A 24,421-nucleotide genomic window follows, 5' to 3' on the forward strand; every position below is an offset into this window, starting at 1 on the left:
TAGAGATAAGTTCTTCTTATATCCCAAGGAGGGCCCGTGCGCACCCGACAGCTCGAGTTCTTCCTGGCGGTGACCACCTGCGGCACGTTCTCGGGGGCCGCCACGGAGCTCGGGGTCTCCCAGCCCGCCCTGTCGCAGGCCATCGCGTCGCTGGAGGGCCGGGTCGGGACCGCGCTCTTCGTGCGCTCGCCCCACGGGGTGCGTCTGACGAAGGCCGGCCGGGAGTTCGAGGTGCCCGCCCGTGCCGCGCTCGCAGCCCTGCGCGATGCCGCGGACGCCGCCCGGCGGGCGGACCGCATCGAGAGCGGAGCACTCGAGATCGCCTGCCATTCCACCCTCGCCATCGACCCCACCGCCACCCTGGTCGGCCGCTTCCACCGGAATTTCAGCGACGTCACGGTGCGGGTCAGGGACGTGCCCGAGCGCGACCTCACCGAGCGGGAGCTGTTCGACCTCGGCGTGGACCTGGCGATCGTGTTCGGCGAGCTCGCCGGCCCGTCCACGACCACCGTGCCGCTGCCTCCGCTGGAGCTCGCCGCCGTGCTGCCCGGACCGGCCGATCGCACCACGACCCTCGAGGAGGTCATCGCCCACGGCCTGGTCACGACCCCGGTCGACAGCGCCTCGCGGATCTTCCTGTCCCGGCATCTGGAGTCGGCGGCGGTCGACGAGGCCGTCGCGGTCGAGGTGGAGTACACCGAGGCGATCCTGCCGCTGGTGATCAACGGCGCGGGGGCAGCCATCGTGCCCGCACGGCATGCTGCCGCGGCCGCATCGCTGCCGGGCCTGACTGTCTGCGAGCTGGTCCCGCGCGCCGAGCTGGACGTCGCGATCGCGATGCCGACGGGTACACCGACGGCGGCGGCCGCGGAGTTCATCTCCCTGGCGGAGGGGGCGAGCCGATGAGCACGATCGCCGGCCAGCTTCCCGAACGCCGCCACCTCGAGGCCTTCCTGGCAGTGGTCGACCACGGAGGCTTCACCGCCGCCGCCCACCGGCTCGGCAAGACCCCCTCGGCGGTTGCGCAGGCGCTGCGGCAGCTGGAACGGGTCGTCGGGGCCGAGCTGTTCATCCGCTCGGCCCGCCCCTTCCGGCTCACGGTCGCGGGGCGTGCGGCCGAGCCGATCGCCCGCCGGGCGCTGCGCGATCTCGGCATGTTCTCCTCCGTGGCCTCCACCGACCCCGACTCCCTCACCGGGCGGCTCACCATCTGCACGCTGTCCACGATGTCGGCCCAACCGGTGGCGCAGCTCGTCGGCGCCTACCGGGCCCGGTACCGCGGCGTGCGCGTGGACATCACCGCGCCGCACACCCATTCGGTCACCGAGGTGCTCAACGCCGTCCGCACCCGACACGCCGATATCGGCATCACGGAGTTCCCGGTGGAGACTCGCGGCCTACGCGCGATCGAGTTCGACCGGCAGGAGTTCGTCGCCGCCCTCCCACCCGGGACAGGGCGGGAGGGCCGCCCCATCACGGCGGCGGAGTTCGCCGCCATCGGGCTGGTCGTCGGACCCTTCTTCAAGACGTCGACCGCCTATCCGCTGCTGGAGAGCGCCTTCCGCGGGATCTCCGATCACATCACCGTGCTCGCTGACCACCGTCCGTCGCTCATCCACCTCGTCGCCGAGGGCATCGGTGCGACCCTCGTCCACGGACAACAGGCGCTCGTCGCCCGTCAGCTCGGCTGCGAGACCGTGCACTTCGATCCCGCGCTCTACCGGCGGGCCGGGCTGGTCCATCCGGGTGAGGACCTCTCGCCCACCGCCGCCGCCTTCGTGCGGCTGTGCCAGGAGCCGCCGTTCCGTGCGGCCAGTGCTCCGCCTCCCGTCCGCCCAGCCCACCGGCAGCGGTAGACCACCAACCCCATCGTCACGTCATCAGGTTGACCAACTACCTCCCCCGGCGACGAAAGGTTGCTGAGGTACCGCCACGAGACGGTGCCGTTCGTCGTCTCCAGCGCACCGCTCATCGCGTGATCCACGCCACACATCGGCCTCGATCGGCCCTTGGGCGACCCGCTCGCGAACGACCTGGCACGCCCCCGCGCGACGGCCCTAGCGTCGGCTCACGGCGCCATCGCCGCGCGCCGAGCCGACAACGGAAGGGGGAGCCATGGCCGAACCGATCTCACCTGAGACCCACGCCGCCTACGAGCGCATCCACGCGACCGCGGAGTTCGCCGAGCTCAAGAACAACTACCGCAGCTTCGTGCTGCCGATGACCGTGGCCTTCATGGTCTGGTACCTGTTCTACGTCATCGCATCGAACTGGATGCCCGGATTCATGAACACCCAGGTCTTCGGCACGATCAACATCGCGCTGCTCTTCGGCCTGCTGCAGTTCATCACCACCTTCGGCATCGCGTGGTGGTACGCCCGGTACTCCGCCCGCAAGATGGACCCGCTGGCGGACGACCTGCGTGAGGGCTTCGAGCAGGAGGTCGGCCAGTGATCGCCACCGACGCCCTCCTCGCCGCGAGCGAGGAATCGAATCAGGCCCTGACCGCGTCGCTGTTCGGCCTGGTCGTGGTGCTCACCGTGGGCATCACCTTCTGGGCGAGCCGCAACACCAAGACCGCCGCGGACTACTACGCCGGCGGACGCTCCTTCTCCGGCGTGCAGAACGGCTTCGCGATCGGCGGCGACTACATGTCGGCCGCCTCCTTCCTCGGCATCTCCGGGGCGATCGCGCTGTCCGGCTACGACGGCTTCCTCTACTCCATCGGCTTCCTCGTCGCCTGGCTGGTCGCCCTGCTGCTGATCGCCGAGCTGCTCCGCAACTCCGGTCGCTTCACGATGGCCGACCAGCTCGCCTATCGGATGCGGCAGCGGCCGATCCGCCAGGCCGCGGCGATCTCGACCGTCGTGGTCTCGATCTTCTATCTGCTGGCTCAGATGGTCGGCGCCGGTGCCCTCGTCTCGCTGCTGTTGGGCGTGGACTCGCAGGCCGCCAAGAACATCACCATCGTGTCGGTCGGCGTGCTGATGATCTTCTATGTCGTCGTCGGCGGCATGAAGGGCACCACCTGGGTGCAGATCGTCAAGGCCGTCCTGCTGATGTTCGGCACCCTGCTGATCAGCGTCCTGGTGCTCGCCAAGTTCGGCTTCAACCTCTCCGATCTGCTCGGCACGGCCGCCGAGGCCAGCGGCAAGGGGCAGGCCTTCCTCGAGCCCGGCCTGAAGTACGGCGTGTCGACCACCAGCAAGATCGACTTCCTGTCGCTCGGGATCGCGCTCGTGCTCGGCACGGCCGGCCTGCCGCATATCCTCGTGCGCTTCTACACGGTGCCCACCGCCAAACAGGCGCGTGTCTCGGTGCTGTGGGCGATCGGCCTGATCGGCACCTTCTACCTGATGACCCTCGTCCTCGGCTTCGGCGCCGCGGCCCTGGTCACCGGCGATGCGAAGGACCAGATCGCCGCCTCGGGCGGCAACCTCGCCTCGCCGTTGCTGGCCGAGGCGATCGGCGGTGGTCCCGGTTCCCTGGGCGGCGCCGTGCTGCTGGCCCTCATCTCAGCGGTCGCCTTCGCGACGATCCTCGCGGTGGTCGCCGGGCTCACCCTGACCTCCGCCTCCTCGGTGGCCCACGATCTGTACGCCAATGTCTGGCGCAAGGGCAAGGCGACGGAGAAGGACGAGGTCAGGGTGGCGCGGATCTCCGCGTTCATCATCGGCGGTGTCGCGATCGCCCTGGCCATCCCCGGTCAGAGCCTCAACGTGGCCTTCCTCGTGGCCCTCGCCTTCGCGGTGGCGGCGTCGGCCAATCTCCCGGCCCTGCTCTACAACCTGTTCTGGAAGCGCTTCAACACCCGCGGCGCGTTGTGGAGCATCTACGGCGGCCTGATCTCGGCGGTCGGCCTGGTGTTCTTCAGCCCGGTCGTCTCCGGCAAGGTCGATCCAGACACGGGCGCCAGCCTCTCGCTCTTCCCTGCGAGCGTCGACTTCAGCTGGTTCCCGCTGGAGAACCCGGGCATCGTGTCGATCCCGCTCGGCTTCTTCCTCGGCTGGCTGGGCACCGTCACCTCCTCGGACAAGGGCTCGGTCGAGCGGTTCTCCGAGCTGGAGGTGCGCTCCCTCACCGGAGCGGGCGCGGAGAAGTGAGACCCCGGGGAGCGCCCCGTCGGGGGTGGGCGCTCCCCGGCCCCCCTCGCCCCGCGGCGTGGTGTGCGACACAATCATGAACAGGAACCCATCCAAGGAGAGACATCCCGTGACCGAGACAGGCATCGACAACCTCGCCCGCGAAGATCGCGTCTTCGAGCCGCCGGCGGCGATCGCCGAGCACGCGAACGTCACGGCGGCCGCGTACGAGGAAGCCGCCGCGGACCGGCTGGGCTTCTGGCGCACGCAGGCTGAGCGGCTCGACTGGCAGACCCCGTTCACCGAGGTGCTGGACTGGAGCAACCCGCCCTTCGCGAAGTGGTTCGCCGACGGCAAGCTCAATGTCGCCTACAACTGCGTGGACCGCCACGTGGAGGCGGGCCGCGGCGACAAGGTCGCCTTCCACTTCGTGGGAGAGCCCGGCGATACCCGCACGCTCACCTATGCCGATCTGAAGGACGAGGTGAGCAAGGCGGCCAACGCGCTCACCGACCTCGGTGTGCGCGCCGGGGACCGCGTCGCGATCTACCTGCCGATGATCCCCGAGGCCGTCATCGCGATGCTCGCCTGCGCACGACTCGGCGCACCGCACACGGTCGTGTTCGGCGGCTTCAGCTCCGACGCCCTCTCCAGCCGGATCACCGACTGCGAGGCGAAGGTCGTCATCACCGCGGACGGCGGCTACCGGCGCGGCAAGCCCTCGAGCCTCAAGCCGGCGGTCGACGAGGCGCTCGGCAAGGTCGACGGCATCGTGGAGCATGTGCTGGTCGTCCGCCGCACCGGTCAGGAGACCTCTATGACCGAGGGCCGCGACGTGTGGTGGGACGAGGTCGTCGACTCGGCATCACCCGAGCACACGCCCGAGGCCTTCGACGCCGAGCACCCGCTGTACGTCATGTACACCTCGGGCACCACCGGCAAGCCGAAGGGCATCCTGCACACCTCGGGCGGCTATCTGACCCAGGCCTCGTACACCTTCCACGCGGTCTTCGATCACAAGCCCGACACCGATGTGTACTGGTGTACCGCCGATATCGGCTGGGTCACCGGACACTCGTACATCGTCTACGGGCCGACCGCCGAGGGTGCCACGCAGGTGCTCTACGAGGGCACACCCGACACCCCGCACAAGGGTCGCTGGTGGGAGATCGTCGCCGAGTACGGCGTGACGCTCTTCTATACGGCCCCGACGGCGATCCGCACCTGCATGAAGTGGGGTGCCGAGATCCCCGCGGAGTTCGACCTGTCGAGCCTGCGCATCCTCGGCACCGTGGGTGAGTCGATCAATCCCGAGGCCTATGTCTGGTATCGCGAGAACATCGGCGGCAGCCGCACCCCGATCGTCGACACCTGGTGGCAGACCGAGACGGGTGCTCACATGCTCAGCCCGCTGCCGGGTGTCACCGCCGCCAAGCCGGGCTCCGCGATGGGCCCGTTGCCGGGGATCAGCGCCGAGGTGGTCGACGATGCCGGCCATCCCGTCGGCAACGGCCAGGGCGGCTATCTCGTGCTCACCGAGCCGTGGCCGGCGATGCTCCGGACGATCTGGGGCGACGACCAGCGCTTCATCGACACCTACTGGTCGCGTTTCAGCGACGTGTACTTCGCCGGTGACGGCGCCAAGAAGGACGAGGACGGCGCGATCTGGCTGCTCGGCCGGGTCGACGATGTGATGAACGTGTCGGGACACCGGCTGTCTACCACCGAGATCGAGTCCGCGCTGGTCTCGCACCCGAGTGTCGCCGAGGCGGCCGTGGTCGGGGCGACCGACGACACCACGGGTCAGGCGGTCGTGGCCTTCGTGATCCTGCGGGAGTCGGCCGTGGACAGCGGCGAGGAGACGGTCGCGGAGTTGCGCAACCACGTCGGCACGCAGATCGGGCCGATCGCCAAGCCGCGACAGATCATGGTCGTGGCCGAGCTGCCCAAGACCCGCTCGGGCAAGATCATGCGCCGGCTGCTGCGCGACGTGGCCGAGAACCGCGAGGTCGGCGACGCCACCACGCTCGCGGACTCCTCGGTCATGGACCAGATCACCGCCGGCATGAAGAAGGGCTCCGACGACGACTGATCCGCGCGGTGGCGGTGAGTTACGCACCCCTCACCCAGCCGGGCGGTGGGTGAGGCACCTCCCGCAACCTCGGACAGGTGCGTTACCCACCGCTCTGGCGTGGGACAGGTGTGTAACCCACCGCTCTGGCGTGGGACCGGTGCGTAACTCACCGCTCCGCGAGGCGGGGTGCCGATCCGAACGGGACCGATCCGGTGAGGCAGACGGAGTGCTGTGCTGTCGTCACGGCCTGTTCTCGGTAGGCTCGCTCTATGAGTGAGCAGCAGCCCGTCTCGGAGGAACCCACCATCGGCCACCTCGTCGCCGATGTCACGCGCGATCTCTCCTCGCTGATCCAGCATGAGATCCAGCTGGCGAAGTCGGAGATGAAGGTCAGCGTCCGCGCCGGCGGGATGGGTGCGGCGCTGCTCGCGGTCGCCGCGTTCATCCTGCTGCTCGTGGTGATCCTCGCGTCGATCACCATCGGCTTCTTCCTGACGATGACCGGACTCCACCCCGCGTGGGCATTCCTCATCGTCACGGGCGGCTACCTGCTCCTGGCGCTGTTACTGGCCTTCGTCGGCATCCGCCGCTTCAAGAAGGTCACCATCCCGCAGAAGACGATCGACACCACCAAGCAGATCCCCACCGCCCTCAAGGGCAAGGTCGCCTGACCCGGCCCCAGCTCCAGCACCACTCGCGGGCAGATATGCACCACTCGGCGAGACCCACGACCGAGCCGAGGGAGAGTCAGGCGGACCGGCGACGGCGCCGCCAGAGCGCCAGGATGCCCCGGCACACCAGGCCGAGCACGATCGCCGCGCCGCCCGCCAACGCGAGCTGCTCGACCCATCCGTCGAGTGAGGCGGTGAAACGGTCGCCCACCGCATCGGTCAACACCTGGCCGAACTGCGAGGACCCCGACGCGGCACCGTCGAGCACGGCCGGCACCGTGACCCGCGTGCCGACGTAGGTCACGCCCGCGATCACGAGAGCCCCCACCCCGATCCAGGCGAGCCCGGTCGAACGATGCCGCGCGAACACGAAGCACAGCACCGCGGCGGCGCCCGCAGCCAGCAGCGTGATCGACTTCCAGGTCGGCGTGGTCTCCACGAAGCGGAGTCCCGGCGGAGCCGTGGCGACCGGCACCCGGACCTCCTCGGGAGACTCGATCGCGATGGGCAGCGCCGTCGTCACCTGCTGCAGCGCGAGGTCGACCAGCGGTGTGACATCGACCTGCAGCTGCTCGGGGATGTACCGGCCGCCGAACCAGAGCTGATGACTGCGACGCTGAGAGTCGTCCCATGCCTCGTCGAAGCCGGGCACCTCCTCGAGGGCGCCGAGTGCCTGGCTCAACTGAGCGGCCACCTGATCGCGGACCGCCTCGGGAAGATCGCCGGCGACACGCGAGGCCGCCGTGTCGGCGACCGCCTCCACGACTCGTGGATCATCGCGCAGATCGCGCACGAGCTCGACGTAACCGGTCTCCTCGGCGACATTGTCGGCGATCCAGGTCACCGGCAGGGCCACGATCCCGGCCAGCACGGCGATCACCCAGCAGATCACCGAGGTCAGGGTTCTCATCGGACACATCCTCCTGTGGACACGCGGTCGGTCGCCTCTGCACCCGCCCGGGCGTTGCCCGCAGCCTGTTCGGCGGTGACGGCATAGCCCGTCGACGAGTCACTGATGGAGGCGGCGAACACGATGCCATAGACCTCGCCGGCCGCCGAGACCAGCGGTCCCCCGGAGTTGCCCGAACGCACGAGCGAGCGCACGGAGAAGGCGTCCCGCGGATGCTCTCCCTGGCCGTAGATGTCCGGCGCGCGCATCGTCGTGAGGTCGCGGATGCGCGCCGCGCGAGCGTCGAAGGGGCCGTTCTCCGGATAGCCCAGCACCGCCGCCTCGCTGCCTGCCTCTCCGGAGAGGTCGAATCGAAGATTCGGCACGTCCAGGCGCTGTGTGCGCAGCACCGCGATGTCCATCTCGGCATCGAAGAGCACGGGTACGGCATCCACCGACCGGCCGCCGATCTGGACCACCGGATCACTGACCCCCGCGACGACGTGGGCATTGGTCATGACCCTCCCGTCGGCGTAGACGAAGCCCGATCCCTCGATGCCCCGACCGCATTCGGCCGAGCCGATGATCTTGACGACGCTGCCCGCCGCCGACCTGACCCCGGGCTGCGCGAGGGTCGCCTCGTCCGGGGGCTCCACCGAGGCGATCACCTCGGGTTCGAAGGGCTCGAGGTACCGCGGGAAGACGTCCTCGGTCAGCGACCGGCTGAAGGCCGCCAGCACATCGGAGGCTTGGGACGGCATTACCCGATCGACGCGCTCGAGGATCACCGAGGTGCGGACCGCCTGGCTCAGATACGGCAGCGAGGCTCCGCTCGCGGCGAACCCGAGTGCCCACGCCGCGCCGAGGACGGCCACGACGCCGAGGGCGGCGCCCGCGACGGCGTCGACGGACCGCCATGGCCCCTCGGTGACCCGCAGATCGCGGCCGACCAGACGCCCGAGGAACTGCCCCAGCAGCAGGAAGGCGACGACCAGCAGCAACGAGAGCAGCGGATGCGCGGCATCGCCCCCGCCGAAGATCAGCGGGGCGACGATGATGCCGATCACGCCGCCGGCGACCAGTCCGATGCCCTCGATCAGGTTGACGACGAATCCGTGCACGAAGCCCGAGGCGGCGTAGAGCGCCACGAGTGCCAGCAGGATCAGGTCGAGGCTGTTCACGCCGCCGCCTCGTGGAGGATCGGTCGGTGCCGGCTCATGTCAGCGGATCTCCGGAAGCGGCCGCACCCGGGACTCGTCCCAGGGCTTCGACCAGCCGACCCGCTCGAACACCCGCGAGACGATCCCCGCGGTGAATCCCCACAGCGGGGTCTCGGTGCCGATGTCGAAGGCGGGACCCTTCCATCCCGAGGGATGCACGACGCTGAAGCGCCGTTCCGGGTCGATCAGCTCCTCAATCGGCGTCCAGAGCACCTCGGCGACCTCCGCGAGGCTCACCGGACGCAAGGTCGGGCTCCAGGAGCGCCAGTAGCCGAGCACCGGGGTCACCGCATGATTGCTCGGCGGGATCCACAAGGTCGGCAGCTCGCCGAAGACCTGCACGGCCAACGGGTCGAGGCCGACCTCCTCCTGCGCCTCGCGAAGAGCCGTGGCCGGCGGGTCGACATCGCCGGGATCGGCGCGACCTCCGGGGAAGGAGATCTGCCCCGCGTGGTTGCGCAGCGTGCTCGCCCGCTCGGTCAACAGCAGCTCGTGGCCCCGCGGGCTCTCCGCGAACAGCATGAGCACCGCCGATGGCCGGGCGTCGGCGGGCGGATGCGGGAATCTCGGGGCGAGCTGTTCGGCCTCGACGGAGCCGGCGAGGTCGGCCAGTGGCTGGAGCCAACCGGGCAGGGTCGTGGTCATGCGCGTCCTTGGGTCGTCACGAGCTTCTCGGCCTCGACCGGGTCGGTCGGTCCGAGGCCGTACGAGGGGCACCAGCGCGACACGGGGCAGGCGCCGCAGGCGGGGGTGCGCGCATGGCACCGGCGCCGTCCGTGCCAGATCAGCCGCTGGCACATGTCGGTCCAGTCGCGGCGGGGGAACAGGGCGCCGAGGGCGTGTTCGGCCTTGACCGGCTGCCGCGCGGTGGCCTCGTCCAGCCAGCCCAGCCGATGGGTCAGGCGCGCCACGTGCGTGTCGACGGTGATCCCGGGGATGCCGAAGGCATTGCCCAGCACGACATTGGCCGTCTTGCGACCGACACCCGGCAACGTGACGAGGTCGTCGAGACGCGGGGGCACCTCGCCGTCGAACCGCTCGACGAGCGCCGCTGCGAGACCGAGCAGGCTGTCGGTCTTCGCCCGGAAGAACCCGGTGGGACGGATGATCTCCTCGAGCTCCGTGCGGTCGGCTGCGGCGAGCGCTGCGGCGTCCGGGCAGGCGGCGAAGAGCGCCGGGCTGACCGCGTTGACGCGGCGGTCGGTGGTCTGTGCCGACAGCACCGTGACCACCAGCAGCTCGAAGGGCGAGGAGAAGTCGAGCTCCGGGCGGGCATCGGGATAGGTCTCGGCGAGGACCCGATCGACTTTGCGGGCGCGGCGCACCAGCGCGGTGTCGCGGCGGCCCGTGTCGGTCGTGGTCACACCGATAGCGTAGAGGTTCCGCGAAGAGGCAGCGCCCCCGAGACGAGGACCCGTGAGGATCGGCGTGGCTGTTATCCCCTGCAACCCCTGTACTGCGGGCGTTGCGTCCCCCGTCATGTGGTGGAGTGTGAAAAACTGTGACACGGACCCCACTGGGCCGTGACCGAGAAGGAAGAACCGTGACCGACGACGTACTGCGCCAAGCGCCCCTGTTCAACGGACTCGACGATGCCGCGTCGAGCGCCTTGGAGTCCTCGATGGAGTCGCTGTCGCTGAGGCGCGGCGAGATCCTCTTCAATGAGGGCGATGACGGCGACAAGCTGTACGTCGTCGTCGATGGCAAGCTCAAGCTCGGGCGCACCTCGCCCGATGGCCGCGAGAACCTGCTCGCGATCCTCGGCCCGGGTCAGATGTTCGGCGAGCTCTCCTTCTTCGACCCCGGTCCGCGTTCGGCGACTGCCACCGCGGTCACGGATGTCGAGCTGCGCAGCCTCGGTCACGATGCTCTCGGTCCGGTGCTCAACGATCACGCGGATGTCGCCAAGGCGCTGCTCCACCAGCTCGCCGGACGCCTGCGCCGCACCAACGAGGTCGTCGGCGACCTGGTCTTCTCCGATGTCCCGGGCCGCGTCTCGAAGGCCCTGCTCGACCTGGCCGACCGCTTCGGTCGCGAGGACGAGGACGGCATCCACGTCAACCACGACCTCACGCAGGAGGAGCTCGCCCAGCTCGTCGGCGCCTCCCGCGAGACGGTCAACAAGGCCCTCGCCGACTTCGCCTCCCGCGGCTGGGTGCGCCTCGAGCCGCGCAGCGTCGTCATCCTCGATCTCGAGCGCCTCCAGAAGCGCGCCCGCTGATCCTGCCCCCAAGGGAGCGGTGACGTACGCACCCCTCAACCTCGCGAGCGGTGACGTACGAACCTCTCAATAGCGCTGACACGTGCGCAGCCCACCGCCCAGGGCGCTGAGGGGTGCGTACGTCACCGCCCCAGGGATGGCCCAGGGCAGAGCAGGTCAGTCGCGCAGGTAGGCGAGCTGAGCCTCGACGCTGCGTTCGGCGGCGGGCCACAGCACGGGGTCCACGTCGGCGTAGACCCGCTCCACGACCTCGCGCGCCGTGGTGTCACCCTCGTCGAGCGCCGCACGTACCTGGTCGAGCCGCTCCTGGCGATGCACGATGTAGAAGTCCAGCACCGCGGCGGGATCCTCGATGACCGCACCGTGCCCAGGCAGGATCCGCCGGACCAGCCCCTCCTCGGTCATCTCGCGCAGGCGGGCGAGAGAGTCGAGGTACGGGCCGAGCGCGCCGTCGGGCCACGCCACCACGGTGGTGCCTCGCCCGAGGATCGTGTCGCCGCTGAGCAGCGAGCCTTCCGCGGGGAGCGCGAGGCACAGCGAGTCCGTCGTATGGCCGGGAGTCGCGACGGCCTCGATGCGCAGCCCGTCGACCTCGATGACCTCCATGTCGGTGATCGGCTCGGCATCGGAGCAGAACTGCTCGCCGATCGCGCGCGCCGGTGCACCCGTCAGCTCCCGCATCCGGTCGAAGGCCTCGGTGTGATCCCCGTGATGATGCGTGTAGAGCACCAGCCCGACCTCACCGGCTGCCTCCAGCACCGCCGCCAGATGCTGCTCATCGGCCGGACCCGGGTCGACGACGACCGAACGCTCCGCACCGGGCTCGCGCAGGATCCACGTATTGGTGCCGTCCAGGGTCATGATGCCCGGATTGTCGGCTCGCACGACCGAGGCCCGCGCGGTCACCATCGTTCGCTCACTCCGCTCACTCATGCCGCCACCTGCCAGAAAGAACAACGATAGGCAGGCCCCGGCATGAGAAACCCCATCGTTCGCTCGCTCCGCTCACTCATGCCGCCACCTGCCAGAAAGAACAACGATAGGCAGGCCCCGGCATGAGAAACCCCATCGTTCGCTCGCTCCGCTCACTCACAGGTGCTCCTGACTGTCGGTCTGCAAGTACAGCTCCCCGTCGACCTCGACGATACGCGGCTCGATCGGCGTGACCATCCGCTTCGTGGACGCGGTGAGGATCTCATCGGCGCGGTGCTCCGCGAGCTCGCGGCAGGTGGTCACGGTCGGCGGCATCATCGCCGCGCCACCCGCGTCGACGCGTTCGAGCACCCGCGTCAGCGGCGCCCACAGGGAGCGGTCGGCCTCCCGGCTGACGCTGTCGATCCGCTGGCCCTCGGGCAGCGCCGCCACGAAGAAACGGGTGTCGTAACGACGCGACTCGAAGGCGGGGGTGATCCAGTGTGCCCAGACTCCCAGCAGATCGGCCCGCAGCACGAGGCGGTCGCGCCGCAGGAACTCCGCGAAGCCGAGCCGGTGCTCCTCCAGGTCCTCGCGGGCCCGGGTCATCTCCGGGATCGTCGTGTCCCCGAACACCGTGTCGGCATCGGGGCCCGCCAGCAGGACACCGGTCTCCTCGAAGGTCTCGCGCACGGCCGCGACCACGAGCGCATGGGCCAGATCCCGCGCGCAGCCGAGCCGCTCGCCGAACTCCTCGGGCGTGGGTCCCACCCAGTCGACCGACCCGAAGTCATCGTCGTGGACACCGCCGCCGGGGAACACGTACATGCCCGCCGCGAAGGCCATCGACGACTGGCGCCGCATGAGGAAGGCCTCGATCCCCTCCGCTCCGTCGCGCACCACGGCGATCGTGGCAGCATCCTTCGCCGGGACGGGCGATGCCGCCCTTGCGACGTGCTCGCGCAGACGCTCCGGCAGCGGGATCAGCATCAGCCCACCTCGACCACGATCTCGATCTCGACCGGGGAGCCCAGCGGCAGCGCCGCGACCCCGACGGCGCTGCGGACGTGGCGGCCGGCCTCGCCGAAGGCCTGGCCGATCAGCTCGCTGGCACCGTTGGCGACCTTCGGCTGATCGGTGAAAGCCGGGTCGCTCGCCACGAACACCACGACCTTGACGACACGCACGACCTCATCGAGATCGACCTGCGATGCCACCGCGGCGATGGCGTTCAGCGCGCACTGACGGGCGGCCGAGGCGGCCTCGTCGAGTGAGACGCCCGCGCCGACCGTGCCCGTCACGGCGAGCTCGCCGTCCACGAAGGGCAGCTGGCCCGAGGTGTACACGTAGGCACCCGTGCGGAGCGCCGGGACATAGTCGGCCACCGGCGCCGCGACGGCGGGCACCGTCAGGCCCAGCTCGGCCAGGCGCTGCTCAACCGCGGCCACGTCAGGCCACCGGGCGCTTGAAATAGGCGACGAGGTTCTCAGGATTGGGTCCCGGCACGATCTGAACGAGCTCCCATCCGTCCTGGCCGAAATTGTCGAGGATCTGCTTCGTGGCGTGCACGAGCACCGGCGCGGTCAGGTATTCCCACTTGGTCATGTGCCGACTCTAGATGATCGAGACCTGGCGCGGCCCGCGGTTTCGGCGGCTGTCGTCGGACGGGACGTGCGCGCGCCGGCAAGGGAGCGGTGGGTCACGCACCTCTCGGATGGGTGGAGACGTGCGTAACCCACCGCCCAAGCTGAGGAGAGGTGCGTAGGTCGCCGCCAACCGAGGGGCGCCTACCGGTCCCGCAGCGGGACGACCTCAGAGCGCCTACGCTCGGGGACGTGGCTCTCTCGACCCCTCTGCACATCGTGACCGGCAAGGGCGGCACCGGCAAGACCACCGTGGCGGCTGCCCTCGCGATCGCCCTGTCCTCCCAGGGAGGCCGAGTGCTCCTCTGCGAGGTCGAGGGACGGCAGCAGATCGCCCAGCTCTTCGATATCGCCCCGCTGCCCTATGAGGAGCGCCCGATCGCCGGCACCGGGAGAGGAGGAGGCGAGGTCTATGCGCTCGCGGTCGACGCCGAGGCGGCCCTCCTGGAGTACCTCGCCATGTACTACCGCCTCGGCCGCGCGGGCAAGGCCCTCGATCGCTTCGGGGTCATCGACTTCGCGACCACCATCGCGCCGGGCGTCCGCGACGTGCTACTGACCGGCAAGGTCTACGAGGCGGCTCGCCGACGGACCGACGGCCCCGACAGCGACTTCGTGTACGACGCGATCGTCGTGGACGCGCCGCCGACCGGTCGGATCGCCCGCTTCCTGGGGGTGAACGACGATGTCGCCGGACTCGCGAAGGTCGGACCGGTCAAGAACCAAGCCACGTCGATCATGACGATGCTGCGTTCGGAGCAGACCCGGGTCCACCTGGTGACGGTGCTGGAGGAGATGCCCGTCCAGGAGACCGTCGACGGGATCGAGGAGCTCAGCGCCGCGTCCCTCCCCATCGGGCACATCGTCGTCAACATGGTGCGCCCGAGCCTGCTCAGCGAGGAGTCGGTCGAGGCGCTGGACTCCGCGGACGTGGACGTCGACGAGGTGGCGGTCTCCCTGGCTCGCGTGAGCCTCCCCTCCGCGGCGGCACAGGACCTTCTCGACGAGGGCAGCGCGCACCTCGAGCGTCAACGACTGCAGGACGAGCAGGACTCCCTGCTGGCTGCGACCGGACGCGACATCGTGCACCTGCCGCGGCTCGCCGATGGCATCGACCTCGGTGCCCTCTACGATCTCGCCGACGACCTCGAGGAGATGACGCGATGACCCGGCCCGCTCAGACCCGGCCGCGACCCGCCGCGCGCCGCGCACGACAGGCACGCCGCGGCACGGCACCCGCCCTCGACGTCGACCGGCTCATCGACGATGAGCGCACGCAGATCGTGGTCTGCTGCGGCTCAGGGGGCGTCGGCAAGACCACCTCGGCCGCCGCGATCGCGCTGCGCGCCGCCGAGCGCGGGCGCCGCGTCTGCGTGCTCACGATCGATCCCGCCCGCCGGCTCGCCCAGTCGATGGGACTGACCGAGCTGGACAACACGCCACGGCCCGTCGACGGCATCGACGCGAGCGCAGGCGGTTCCCTCGACGCGATGATGCTCGACATGAAGCGCACCTTCGACGACGTCGTCGAAGCCCACGCGTCGCCGGAGAAGGCGCAGCAGATCCTGCAGAATCCGTTCTACGTGGCGCTCTCGAGCTCCTTCGCCGGCACCCAGGAGTACATGGCGATGGAGCGACTCGGACAGCTGCACGCCGAGGGGCGCTGGGATCTCATCGTCGTCGACACGCCGCCCTCGCGGTCCGCGCTGGACTTCCTCGACGCCCCGGAGCGGCTCTCGTCCATGCTGGACGGCCGCTTCATCCGGCTGATGCTCGCTCCGGCCAAGGGCCCGGCCCGATTCCTGACCGCGGGCTTCGGCGTCGTGACGGCGGCGCTCAATAAGGTGATCGGCGCCCAGATCCTCACCGACATGCAGACCTTCATCGCCGCCTTCGACACGCTCTTCGGCGGCTTCCGTCAGCGCGCCGAGGCCACCTACGCCCTCTTGCAGGCCGAGGAGACCGCCTTTCTGGTGGTCGCGGTGCCCGATGACGCGCCCATGCGCGAGGCCGCGTACTTCGTGGAGCGGTTGGAGGCCGATGAGATGCCCTTGGCCGGGCTCGTCGTCAACCGCTGCCACGACGAACGGGCAGCGGGCATCACCGCCGCCGACGCCGAGTCGGCGTCGCCCCGGCTGGCCTCAGGCTCCGCGACCGACCGATTGACCTCGGATCTGCTGGCCGTGCACGCCGATCGTGTCCGGCTCGCGGCTCGCGAGGGCCGGGTACGGCGTCGCTTCGCCGCCGCTCACGGCGATGTCGCCACGGCGATCGTTCCCGCCCTCTCCACCGATGTCCACGATCTCGACGGCCTACGGACGATCGCGGAGCACCTCACCGCGGCGCGCTGAGCGCCCGCCGGATCGGTCAGCGGGCCACTTGCCGGCTCGTGCCGCGCTCGCGCTCCGCAGCGGCGGGCTTCAGCACCTCGTGCCATCGGGTCACGTGGGGCTTGCGGCGCAGGAGGGCGCGGCGCTCCCGTTCGGTCATGCCGCCCCAGACGCCCCACTCGATCCGGTGATCGAGCGCCTCGGCAAGGCACTCGGCGGTGACCTCGCAGGTATTGCACAACTGCTTGGCGCGGTTCTGCTCCGCACCCTGGACGAAGAGATCGTCCGGACGACCGAGGCACGCGGCCTCCTGGGCCCACTGGGCATTCCACATGGTCGAACCCTTCCCGAGAGATCGGTCACCAGCGACCGAAGTGATTCGTCCGGATCAGCCTAAGGGGAGAACGCTGTCCAGTTGAGATGCGGGGGGATGGTTCGTCATAGTCCGAATGGGCCATCTTCGATGTTCCATCGGCGGCGATCCGCTGCGAACACGGGAAGACGACCTGCCCGCCACGGTGCCGCCGACACATTGGCGACGTCGCTTATCCTCGATGCATGGCATGGCGAGATATCGAGTCGACGATGAAGAAGGCCGCGCAGACGCAGCCCAAGGCCGGCTCCACCTCGTCCGCGCTGTTCTCCATCGCGCGACTCTCCGCCCTCGCCGGCCTGATCGTGGCAGCGGTGGCGGTCCCCGCGGCGACCGCCGCGACCATGACCACGCGCGAGGTCACCAAGGACGTCATGGAGCTCCCCCTCACCCTCGAGGACGTCCCCAATCCGCAGACCACCGAGCTGTTCGCCTCCAATGGCGACCGACTGGCGTACTTCTACGAGGAGAACCGTCAGGACATCCCCCTCGACGAGATCGCGCCGGTGATGCAGGACGCCATCATCTCGATCGAGGACTACCGGTTCTATGAGCACGGCGCCCTCGACCTCCAGGGCACCCTGCGCGCGCTCGTCAACAACGCGGGAGGAGGCGGGACTCAGGGCGGCTCGACGCTGACCCAGCAGCTCGTCAAGCTCACCACGCTCCAACAGGCGACCACCGCCGAGCAGCGCGCGGCCGCGGTGGAGACGACGGCAGCCCGCAAGGTCCGCGAGCTCAAGCTCGCGATCAACTTCGAGGAGAAGTACACCAAGGACGAGATCCTCGAGCGCTATCTCAACATCGCCTACTTCGGCAGCGGCGCCTACGGCGTCAACGCGGCGGCACAGCGGTACTTCTCCGTCTCACCGGCCGAGCTCACGGCCGGACAGGCCGCGTTGATCGCCGGCCTGGTCCAGAACCCGGTCCAGTTCGACCCCCGGGTCTATCCCGAGCGGGCCCTCCAACGCCGCAACACCGTCTTGGCCGTCATGGCCCAGCGAGGCAAGATCAGCCCCGACGAGGCCACACAGCTCAGCGAGGAGCCGCTCGGGCTCAATGAGACGGAGTTCGCCAACGGCTGCTACGGCTCGGTGGCGGCCTTCTCCTGCGATTACATCCAGCGGCTCCTGCTGGAGGAGCCCGCCCTCGGCGACACCCGCGACGAACGGCTGCGGCAGCTTCAGCGCGGTGGCCTCACGATCAAGTCCAATATCGACATCGGCATGCAGAACGCGGCCAACGCGGCCGCTTCCGATCACGTCGACCCCACCGATCAGGCGATCGGCGCGCTGGCGATGATCGAGCCGGGCACCGGCAAGGTCCGTGCCCTCGCCCAGTCGCGGCCGATGGGCGACAATGCCGAGGCCGGCCAGTCCTATCTGAACTACACCGTCCCCAAGCAGTGGGGCGATGCCAACGGCTTCCAGGCCGGATCGACCTTCAAGATGTTCACCGTGGCAGCGGCGCTCCGCAAGGGCATCCCGGTCACCAAGAGCTACAACTCGCCGCAGAACATGACGATGCCGGCGGGCAGCTACTTCACCTGCGAGGGCAACGGCGTCGGCCCGTGGCCGCTGGCCAACTCGACCGGCGCGGGCACCTTCAACATGTACACCGGGACGCGGCAGTCGGTGAACACCTACTTCTCGCAACTCGAGCGCGACGCCGGCCTGTGCGAGACGGTCTCCATGGCCGAGGCGATGGGCATCCAGGTGCCCGATCAGGACAAGGTCGGCCCGTTCACGCTCGGCGCCACCGATGTCAGCCCGCTCGACCTGGCCGCCGCCTATGCGGTGCCGGCCTCCGGCGGCATGTACTGCAAGCCGCAGCCGATCGACGAGATCCTCGACCGTCAGGGCAATGTCGTCAAGAAGTACGAGCCCGAGTGCGATCGCGTGCTGACCGATGAGGAGGCCGCGCAGATCAATGACATCCTGCGCGGCGTGCAGGAGCCGGGCGGCTTCGGTTATCAGACCGCCGGTCTGTCGATCCCCTCGGCGGCCAAGACCGGTACCACCAACGACACCATGAGCGTCACCTACGCTGGCTACACCCCCGAGCTCGCCACGGCGGCGATAATCGCCGGCGCCAACCAGCAGGGACAGCCGCACGATCTGCGCGGGGTCGTCATCAAGGGGCGCGTGCCGGGCGGGATCGCCTCGGGCTCCGGCCTCGCCGGACCGATGTGGGGCCAGGCGATGCGCGCGATCCAGGGGCAGCTCGCTCCGGTGGACTTCGCTCCGCCGCCGCGACGTCAGCCGGCCAACCGGCCTCCGCCGCGTCCGGCCGAGGAGGCCCCGCAGCCCGATGACGGCGGCGACGACGACTGACTCCCAGGGTGCCCCCGCCAGCGGGCGGTGAGCTGTCACCCACTCCGACCGATCTGGTGGGTGATAGCTCACCGATAACGCACGTGACCCGATCGCGGTGCGCCATCACCCACCAGATGGCACCGGCGACCCGTCCCGCTCTCGCGGCGGTGGATAGGCGTCCATCCCCGCGAGGCGACGGACGCTGCCGCACCGCTCACCAGCGTGAACGGACGCCTATCCACCGCCCGGCGTCAGCTGGTGAGCTGGCGGCGCACCTCGGCGGCGACCTGCGCACCGTCGGCGCGGCCCTTGGTCTGCGGTGTCACGACGCCCATGACCTTGCCCATCGCCTTCATGCCCTCACCCGCGGCACCGGTCTGCTCGACCGCCGCGGCGACCAGGTCGCGAATCTCGTCCTCACTCAGCTGAGCGGGCAGGAAGTCCGCGATCACGGCGGCCTCGTCGCGCTCCTTCTGCGCCAGCTCAGGACGGTTGCCATCATCGAAGGCCTCCGCCGCCTCCCGGCGCTTCTTGCTCTCGGTAGCCAGCACGGCGATGACATCCTCGTCACTCAGCTCACGCGCCTCGGACCCGGCGACCTCGGCATTGGTGATGGCCGTGAGCACCATGCGGATGGTGGAGGAACGCAGGGAATCGCGAGCCTTCATGGCCGTGGTGAGTTCCGCGCGCAGGCGGTCCTTGAGAGCTGACATGGCTCCAGTATGACGGCACGGCCCCGTCCCGGGATCGGGACGGAGCCGTGCGGACGGAGCGTGCGTCAGGAGCGCGGCTCCCAGCGGAAGAACCGGCGCGCCAGCTCGATGCCGATGACGGTCCAGATCACGAGTCCGGCTGCCGCGGTCAGGGCCGACCCCGGGGTCGGCACGTCGAATGCCATGCGCGCGAAGGTGACGATCGCGCCACCGGGCGTGAGATCCATCAGCTGGCTGTCCGCGAACGGGGTCGCGAAGACCGAGCCGATGACGAACAGGAAGTACGGGACCGTCGTCATCTGCGCGGCCGAGGCATTCGGGGTCACCGATGCGGTACCGAGGCCCATCGCGAGACAGGAGATGATCGATCCGAGGGCCGCGGTCACGATCCACCAGGGCTCCGAGGGGACCTCGAAGCCGATGATCGCGAGCACCACCACGACCACGATCATCTGTGCCACGCAGAGCAGCGCCGTCGGCAGTGTGATCCCCGCGAAGATCGCCACATCGCTGCTCTCGCCCGAACGCAACCGCTTGAGGTAGAGGTCCTGTCGCCGCGAGACGGCGGTCAGCGTGACGGTCATGTACACCGTCATGCTGGAGAAGATCGCCACCATGATCGAGGTCAGACCCGCAGCCGCCAGCGGCCCCTCGGCGTCCTGAATGAGATAGAGCGCGGTCAGCGCTAACGGAAAGAGCGTGGCGCTGAACAGCACCGTCTTGTTGCGGGCGATCAGTTTCCCCTCGGTACGGGCGATCACCTTGGTCTGCTGTGCGGTACTCATGCCGCCACCTCCTGCTTCTGCTCACCGGCCGCGATCTGCGCGAACACATCGCTCAGCGAGGCCTGGCTGACCGTGATGTTGTCGAGGCGGTGGCCATGGGACTCGGCCCACCCGAGGAGACGCACGAGCGCCTGTTGCGCATCGACGACATCGAGCACGAGCCCGTCGCGCCCCACCGTCTCCAGATGCCGCGGTCCGATGACGGTGCGCAGTGCGCGGTCGATGTCGGCACTGGAGACGCCCTCGGGTCGCCGGAAGGAGATCTGCGTCGGCCGGTCGTCGACCAGTTCGGCGAGGGTGCCCTCGACGGCGATCCGGCCGGCGTGCATGATCGCGATGCGATCGGCGAGGCGTTCGGCCTCCTCGAGGTAGTGGGTCGTCAGGACGATCGTCGTGCCCGACCCGCGCAGCGTCTCGATGAGGTCCCAGGTGCGACGACGCGACTCCGGGTCGAGGCCGGTCGTCGGCTCGTCGAGGAAGACCAGATCGGGCCGTGTGACGGTCGCCAGCACCAGATCGAGGCGGCGCTTCTGTCCGCCGGAGAGCTGCACCACGCGGGTGTCGGCCCGGTCGGCCAGGTCGAGACGATCCATCGCCTCGGCCACGGTGTCGGCGCGCCGGTGCTTCTCCCCCAGCGGCGAGGAGGACAGCGCGAGCCACATGTCGACGGTCTCGACGACGGTCAGTTCCCCGGCGAAACCGCTCTCCTGGAGCATGATCCCCAGGCGCGGGCGCACACGGGGACGCTCGGTGTAGGGATCGTGACCGAGGACGCTCAGCGAGCCGCCGCTGGCGCGTCGGTGACCCTCCAAGGTCTCCATCGTCGTGGTCTTGCCTGCGCCGTTCGTGCCGAGCAGGGCGAACATCTCGCCGGAGCGGATCTCCAGGTCGATCCCCCGCACAGCCTCGAAGTCGCCGTACGCGCAGCGCAGGTCGTGTGCCTGGATCGCGAGGTCGGTTGTCGTGGTCATGTCTCCAGCCTCACCGCTCAGAGCACCCGGCCGTAGTGTGCGGCCGTCACCGCTTCCGATGACATATGTCATCGCCGATCTGCACTACGGTTGAGGGCGATGACCGACCCGCTGCCCGTCTCCGACGATCTCGACCGCCCGCCCCGCCGCGACAGCTTCCAGCAGACGTGGCGGTACAACTACTGGTCGCTGTGGATCTACCTCGGGTTCGGCTCCTTCGGGGCGCTCGCCAATGCGCTCAGCCTCGCGCCCTTCGGCACGACGCGACGCGTTCTGGTCGTCGCGCTGATGGCGGCGATCATCGGCTGGGCAGGATGGTGGGTGCGCTCGCTGATCGTCGGCCGCGGACGGCAGGTGATCCCGCGGATCGCCTTCCTCGGCGCTGCGGTGCTGGCAATCGTCTTCGTCGTCGTCAGCGGTTGGGACCCTTCATCGCCGATCGGCTACCTGCTGGTCCCCTGGGCCGCCGCCACTGTGCTGGGCCTCGACTTCGACCGCGCGCGATATGTGTTGTGGCTGATCGTGTGGGCGGTGGCGCTCGCCGCGCTGCGGTGGGGCGTGTTCGTGGTCAGCGGCGGGGACCTGCACGACTACCTGCCCGACGACTTCGCCGCCTGGTATCTGCTCGGATTCTTCTGCCTCTTCCTCCCAGCCGCGGCGTGGATCCAGATGTGGGTCTGGGAGCTGACGATCGACGTCCGCGATGCCGGCAACACCCGCGCCGAGCTCGCGCGGGTGCGCGAGCGGCTGCGCTTCGCGGCGGACCTCCACGACATCCAGGGCCACCACCTGCAGGTCCTCGCGCTCAAGACCGAGCTGGCCGAGCGCCTCATCGACCGCGACCCCGAGGAGGCCCGCCGCACCATCCACGAGGCGCAGCAGATCGCCCGCACCGCGCTGGAGGAGACCCGCACCCTCGCCCAGGGGTACCGGCAGGTCTCGTTGCGCGACGAGATCGTGAACGCGGCCTCGGTGCTGGAGGCCGCCGGTGCTGTCGTCGATGTGGACATTCCCGATGGCCTCGACGATCCGTTGCTCGCCACGGCCTTGCGCGAGGCGACCACCAATATCCTGCGACACAGCAACGCCGTCCGGGTCGGCATCACCGGCTCGGTCGATCCGCCGACGCTGCGGGTGGTCAACGACGGCGTCACAGGCACAGCCACCAACCCCGGCTCAGGTCTCGCCTCCCTCGCCGAACGTTTCGCCGCCGCCGGGGGCGATCTGCGCACCGCGCACACCGAGGACCAGTTCGAGCTCGTCGCGATCGGCAGTGACACGTGATCCGACTGGTGGTCGCCGATGACGAGGAGATGATCCGCACCGCCATCGTCTCTCTGCTGGCGATGGAGGACGATCTCGACATCGTCGCGCAGAGCGACAACGGCGCCGACGCGGTCGCGCTCGCCCGCACACATGGACCCGACGTGGTGCTGCTCGACCTGGAGATGCCTCCGACGGACGGGATCGAGGCCGCTCGTCAGATCCTCGGCTCAGTGGACACGCACATCGTGTTGATGACACGGCACGCTCGCCCCGGTGTGCTGCGGCGGGCGATGGCGGCCGGCATCACCGGCTTCGTGCCGAAGTCGACACCGGTCGAGCGGCTGGCCGTCGTCGTACGCGACATCGCGGCCGGCCGACGCTATGTCGATCCCGACCTCGCCGCGCAAGCCCTCAACAGCGAGGCGTGTCCGCTGACCGATCGCGAGCTGGACGCCCTCCGGCTCACCCGCACCCACCTGCCGGTCCAGCAGATCGCCGCGACACTGCATCTGGCGGAGGGCACCGTGCGCAACTACCTGTCATCGGCGATGACCAAGACCGGCACGGACTCCCGTCACGCCGCCGCCGACATCGCCTGGCAGCACGGGTGGATCTGAGCGGCCGGGTCTGGCGGTACGTCATCAACCTCACCTCCCGTGTGGCGGTACCTGATCAACCTCATCCTTCCCGGATAACGTTGCTGACCTACCGCCGCGAGATCGGAAGGGTTGAAGGTCTACCGTCACCGGGTGAGACGATGAGGCCAGCCGGACCTCCAGCCGATCAGTAGGCTGAACGGGTGCCGACCGCCCGCTCTCTCGCCCTCGCCGCGCCCTTCGTCGCCGGTGCCGCGACCCTCGCCTACGGCGCGTTGTACGAGGTCCGGGCGTTCACGCTGCGGCGATTCACGGTCCCGGTCCTCGAACCGGGCTCCCGTCCCTTGCGCGTCCTGCACCTGTCCGATGCGCACATGCTCCCCGGCCAGCATCGCAAGGCCAAGTGGCTGCGCGGGCTCGCCGCGCTCGAGCCTGACCTGGTCGTCAACACCGGCGACAACATCGCCCATCTCGATGCCGCGCCGGCCGTCCTCGACGCCTACGGCGATCTGCTCGACCTACCCGGCGTGTTCGTCTTCGGCTCGAACGACTACTTCTCCCCCCGGCGGAAGAGCCCGCTCGCCTATCTGCGGGGAGGGAGCGGAACCCAGGCCGGGGGCGACTGGGAGCGTCCCCGGGACATGCCCTTCGAGGAGCTCCGTTCCGCCTTTACGAACCGCGGCTGGCTCGACCTGTCGAATCGCCACGACGATCTCACCGTCGACGGCCGGCGGCTCGCCTTCGTCGGGGTCGACGATCCGCACCTGGAGTACGACGAGCTCGACGATCTGCCCGCCGACCCCTCCGCCGATCTGGCCATCGGCGTCGCCCATGCGCCGTACCTGCGCGTCCTGGACCGCTGGAACCGTTCGGGTTACCCGCTGATCCTCGCCGGCCACACCCACGGCGGCCAACTGTGCCTGCCGGGCTGGGGGGCGCTGGTCACCAACTGCGATCTCGACACCCGCCGCGCCAAAGGCCTCCACCAGCACCGGACACCCGGTCACCACGCCTCGTGGATGCACGTCTCCGCCGGCCTCGGCACCTCGCCCTACGCCCCGATCCGCGTCGCGTGCCGACCCGAGGCAACGCTCTTGACCCTCACTGGGTAGACTCGATGAGGTTCGAGCAATCGAATCGGCCACGGGGTGTGGCGCAGCTTGGTAGCGCGCGTCGTTCGGGACGACGAGGCCGCAGGTTCAAATCCTGTCACCCCGACGCTTTGTCTCAGGACATAGAAGCCTCCGAACCCTCAGGGTTCGGAGGCTTCGTCGTTCTCTGGGCGGCGGACGAGCGGGGACGACGACACCTCCGGTGAGCGGCGCACCCCTCACGCGGTCTGAGACGTGTGTACATCACC

General features: G+C 69.4%; 25 protein-coding genes and 1 tRNA gene. 14 read left to right on the forward strand and 12 right to left on the reverse strand.

What is annotated here, in order from left to right; translation table 11 throughout:
- Nucleotides 1-36: 36 nt before the first annotated feature.
- From FNM00_RS06755 to FNM00_RS06780, 6 genes are all read left to right on the forward strand, one after another.
- The gene (locus FNM00_RS06755) at nucleotides 37-906 is read left to right on the forward strand and encodes a LysR family transcriptional regulator (protein ID WP_143912689.1); all 870 of its coding nucleotides are present in this window, start codon (nucleotides 37-39) and stop codon (nucleotides 904-906) included.
- Complete coding sequence (locus tag FNM00_RS06760; RefSeq protein WP_143912690.1) at nucleotides 903-1,856, forward strand: LysR family transcriptional regulator; 954 nt, start codon at nucleotides 903-905, stop codon at nucleotides 1,854-1,856. Before FNM00_RS06755 ends, FNM00_RS06760 begins: the two co-directional genes overlap by 4 nt.
- Before the next feature lie 259 nt (nucleotides 1,857-2,115).
- Complete coding sequence (locus FNM00_RS06765) at nucleotides 2,116-2,454, forward strand: DUF485 domain-containing protein (RefSeq protein WP_143912691.1); 339 nt, start codon at nucleotides 2,116-2,118, stop codon at nucleotides 2,452-2,454.
- A complete protein-coding gene (locus tag FNM00_RS06770; RefSeq protein WP_221933642.1) occupies nucleotides 2,454-4,103 on the forward strand; it encodes a solute symporter family protein in 1,650 nt (549 codons plus the stop codon). The genes FNM00_RS06765 and FNM00_RS06770 overlap by 1 nt, the downstream gene beginning before the upstream one ends.
- Nucleotides 4,104-4,179: 76 nt before the next feature.
- Nucleotides 4,180-6,174, forward strand: coding sequence for an acetate--CoA ligase (gene acs / locus FNM00_RS06775; RefSeq protein ID WP_221933623.1), 1,995 nt, complete (start codon nucleotides 4,180-4,182; stop codon nucleotides 6,172-6,174).
- A gap of 251 nt (nucleotides 6,175-6,425) precedes the next feature.
- Nucleotides 6,426-6,827, forward strand: coding sequence for a phage holin family protein (locus tag FNM00_RS06780; RefSeq protein WP_143912694.1), 402 nt, complete (start codon nucleotides 6,426-6,428; stop codon nucleotides 6,825-6,827).
- Between the two features lie 76 nt (nucleotides 6,828-6,903).
- Here the strand turns inward: FNM00_RS06780 and FNM00_RS06785 are convergent, their stop codons facing one another.
- From FNM00_RS06785 to nth, 4 genes are read right to left on the reverse strand one after another with little or no spacing between them, the layout of a single operon-like run.
- Nucleotides 6,904-7,737 carry a hypothetical protein gene (locus tag FNM00_RS06785; RefSeq protein WP_143912695.1) on the reverse strand — a complete coding sequence of 278 codons (834 nt, stop codon included), beginning with the start codon at nucleotides 7,735-7,737 and terminating at the stop codon, nucleotides 6,904-6,906.
- Nucleotides 7,734-8,897 (reverse strand): MarP family serine protease, encoded by a 1,164-nt coding sequence (locus tag FNM00_RS06790; RefSeq protein ID WP_143912696.1) that lies wholly within the window; start codon nucleotides 8,895-8,897, stop codon nucleotides 7,734-7,736. The genes FNM00_RS06785 and FNM00_RS06790 overlap by 4 nt, the downstream gene beginning before the upstream one ends.
- 39 nt (nucleotides 8,898-8,936) lie before the next feature.
- Nucleotides 8,937-9,581 (reverse strand): NUDIX hydrolase, encoded by a 645-nt coding sequence (locus FNM00_RS06795; protein ID WP_143912697.1) that lies wholly within the window; start codon nucleotides 9,579-9,581, stop codon nucleotides 8,937-8,939.
- Complete coding sequence (nth, locus tag FNM00_RS06800; protein WP_246065104.1) at nucleotides 9,578-10,300, reverse strand: endonuclease III; 723 nt, start codon at nucleotides 10,298-10,300, stop codon at nucleotides 9,578-9,580. Before nth ends, FNM00_RS06795 begins: the two co-directional genes overlap by 4 nt.
- Before the next feature lie 179 nt (nucleotides 10,301-10,479).
- Between nth and FNM00_RS06805 the strand changes: the two genes are divergently transcribed.
- Nucleotides 10,480-11,157, forward strand: coding sequence for a Crp/Fnr family transcriptional regulator (locus FNM00_RS06805; RefSeq protein ID WP_087623590.1), 678 nt, complete (start codon nucleotides 10,480-10,482; stop codon nucleotides 11,155-11,157).
- Between the two features lie 156 nt (nucleotides 11,158-11,313).
- Here the strand turns inward: FNM00_RS06805 and FNM00_RS06810 are convergent, their stop codons facing one another.
- The 4 genes from FNM00_RS06810 to sp36 form a co-directional block, all read right to left on the reverse strand.
- Complete coding sequence (locus FNM00_RS06810) at nucleotides 11,314-12,090, reverse strand: MBL fold metallo-hydrolase (RefSeq protein ID WP_185973024.1); 777 nt, start codon at nucleotides 12,088-12,090, stop codon at nucleotides 11,314-11,316.
- 156 nt (nucleotides 12,091-12,246) lie between these two features.
- Entirely contained in the window at nucleotides 12,247-13,059 is an 813-nt protein-coding gene (locus tag FNM00_RS06815; RefSeq protein WP_143912699.1) for an NUDIX hydrolase, read from the reverse strand.
- Nucleotides 13,059-13,517 carry a RidA family protein gene (locus FNM00_RS06820; protein WP_143912700.1) on the reverse strand — a complete coding sequence of 153 codons (459 nt, stop codon included), beginning with the start codon at nucleotides 13,515-13,517 and terminating at the stop codon, nucleotides 13,059-13,061. Before FNM00_RS06820 ends, FNM00_RS06815 begins: the two co-directional genes overlap by 1 nt.
- Nucleotide 13,518: 1 nt before the next feature.
- Nucleotides 13,519-13,674: a Sp36 family protein gene (sp36, locus tag FNM00_RS06825; RefSeq protein ID WP_087623594.1), complete on the reverse strand. Its 156-nt coding sequence runs from the start codon at nucleotides 13,672-13,674 to the stop codon at nucleotides 13,519-13,521.
- Between the two features lie 230 nt (nucleotides 13,675-13,904).
- On the opposite strand from sp36, the gene bagA reads away from it, so the two are divergent.
- Both bagA and bagB read left to right on the forward strand, forming a co-directional pair.
- Nucleotides 13,905-14,879 carry an ATPase BagA gene (gene bagA, locus FNM00_RS06830; protein ID WP_185973025.1) on the forward strand — a complete coding sequence of 325 codons (975 nt, stop codon included), beginning with the start codon at nucleotides 13,905-13,907 and terminating at the stop codon, nucleotides 14,877-14,879.
- Complete coding sequence (gene bagB / locus FNM00_RS06835; RefSeq protein ID WP_143912701.1) at nucleotides 14,876-16,063, forward strand: ArsA family ATPase; 1,188 nt, start codon at nucleotides 14,876-14,878, stop codon at nucleotides 16,061-16,063. The genes bagA and bagB overlap by 4 nt, the downstream gene beginning before the upstream one ends.
- Nucleotides 16,064-16,079: 16 nt before the next feature.
- Here bagB and FNM00_RS06840 read toward each other — a convergent pair whose 3' ends face one another.
- Nucleotides 16,080-16,376 carry a WhiB family transcriptional regulator gene (locus FNM00_RS06840; RefSeq protein ID WP_143912702.1) on the reverse strand — a complete coding sequence of 99 codons (297 nt, stop codon included), beginning with the start codon at nucleotides 16,374-16,376 and terminating at the stop codon, nucleotides 16,080-16,082.
- 224 nt (nucleotides 16,377-16,600) lie between these two features.
- Here FNM00_RS06840 and FNM00_RS06845 point away from each other — a divergent pair, with 224 nt between their 5' ends.
- Nucleotides 16,601-18,748 (forward strand): transglycosylase domain-containing protein, encoded by a 2,148-nt coding sequence (locus FNM00_RS06845; RefSeq protein ID WP_143912703.1) that lies wholly within the window; start codon nucleotides 16,601-16,603, stop codon nucleotides 18,746-18,748.
- A gap of 233 nt (nucleotides 18,749-18,981) precedes the next feature.
- Here FNM00_RS06845 and FNM00_RS06850 read toward each other — a convergent pair whose 3' ends face one another.
- The 3 genes from FNM00_RS06850 to FNM00_RS06860 all read right to left on the reverse strand — a co-directional run bounded on the left by FNM00_RS06850 (nucleotide 18,982) and on the right by FNM00_RS06860 (nucleotide 21,199).
- Nucleotides 18,982-19,443, reverse strand: a complete 462-nt coding sequence (locus tag FNM00_RS06850) for a GatB/YqeY domain-containing protein (RefSeq protein ID WP_143912704.1) — start codon at nucleotides 19,441-19,443, stop codon at nucleotides 18,982-18,984.
- Nucleotides 19,444-19,508: 65 nt separating this feature from the next.
- On the reverse strand, nucleotides 19,509-20,228 hold the full coding sequence (locus FNM00_RS06855) for an ABC transporter permease (RefSeq protein ID WP_143912705.1): 720 nt from the start codon (nucleotides 20,226-20,228) through the stop codon (nucleotides 19,509-19,511).
- The gene (locus tag FNM00_RS06860) at nucleotides 20,225-21,199 is read right to left on the reverse strand and encodes an ABC transporter ATP-binding protein (RefSeq protein ID WP_143912706.1); all 975 of its coding nucleotides are present in this window, start codon (nucleotides 21,197-21,199) and stop codon (nucleotides 20,225-20,227) included. Before FNM00_RS06860 ends, FNM00_RS06855 begins: the two co-directional genes overlap by 4 nt.
- Before the next feature lie 99 nt (nucleotides 21,200-21,298).
- Here FNM00_RS06860 and FNM00_RS06865 point away from each other — a divergent pair, with 99 nt between their 5' ends.
- The 4 genes from FNM00_RS06865 to FNM00_RS06880 all read left to right on the forward strand — a co-directional run bounded on the left by FNM00_RS06865 (nucleotide 21,299) and on the right by FNM00_RS06880 (nucleotide 24,279).
- Complete coding sequence (locus FNM00_RS06865) at nucleotides 21,299-22,483, forward strand: sensor histidine kinase (RefSeq protein WP_143912707.1); 1,185 nt, start codon at nucleotides 21,299-21,301, stop codon at nucleotides 22,481-22,483.
- Complete coding sequence (locus FNM00_RS06870; RefSeq protein ID WP_143912708.1) at nucleotides 22,480-23,082, forward strand: response regulator transcription factor; 603 nt, start codon at nucleotides 22,480-22,482, stop codon at nucleotides 23,080-23,082. Before FNM00_RS06865 ends, FNM00_RS06870 begins: the two co-directional genes overlap by 4 nt.
- 182 nt (nucleotides 23,083-23,264) lie before the next feature.
- Entirely contained in the window at nucleotides 23,265-24,173 is a 909-nt protein-coding gene (locus FNM00_RS06875) for a metallophosphoesterase (RefSeq protein ID WP_143912709.1), read from the forward strand.
- Nucleotides 24,174-24,205: 32 nt separating this feature from the next.
- A tRNA-Pro gene (locus FNM00_RS06880) sits at nucleotides 24,206-24,279 on the forward strand.
- Nucleotides 24,280-24,421 lie beyond the last annotated feature (142 nt).

Source organism: Aeromicrobium piscarium (genome assembly GCF_007421815.1).
Classification (GTDB): domain Bacteria; phylum Actinomycetota; class Actinomycetes; order Propionibacteriales; family Nocardioidaceae; genus Aeromicrobium; species Aeromicrobium piscarium.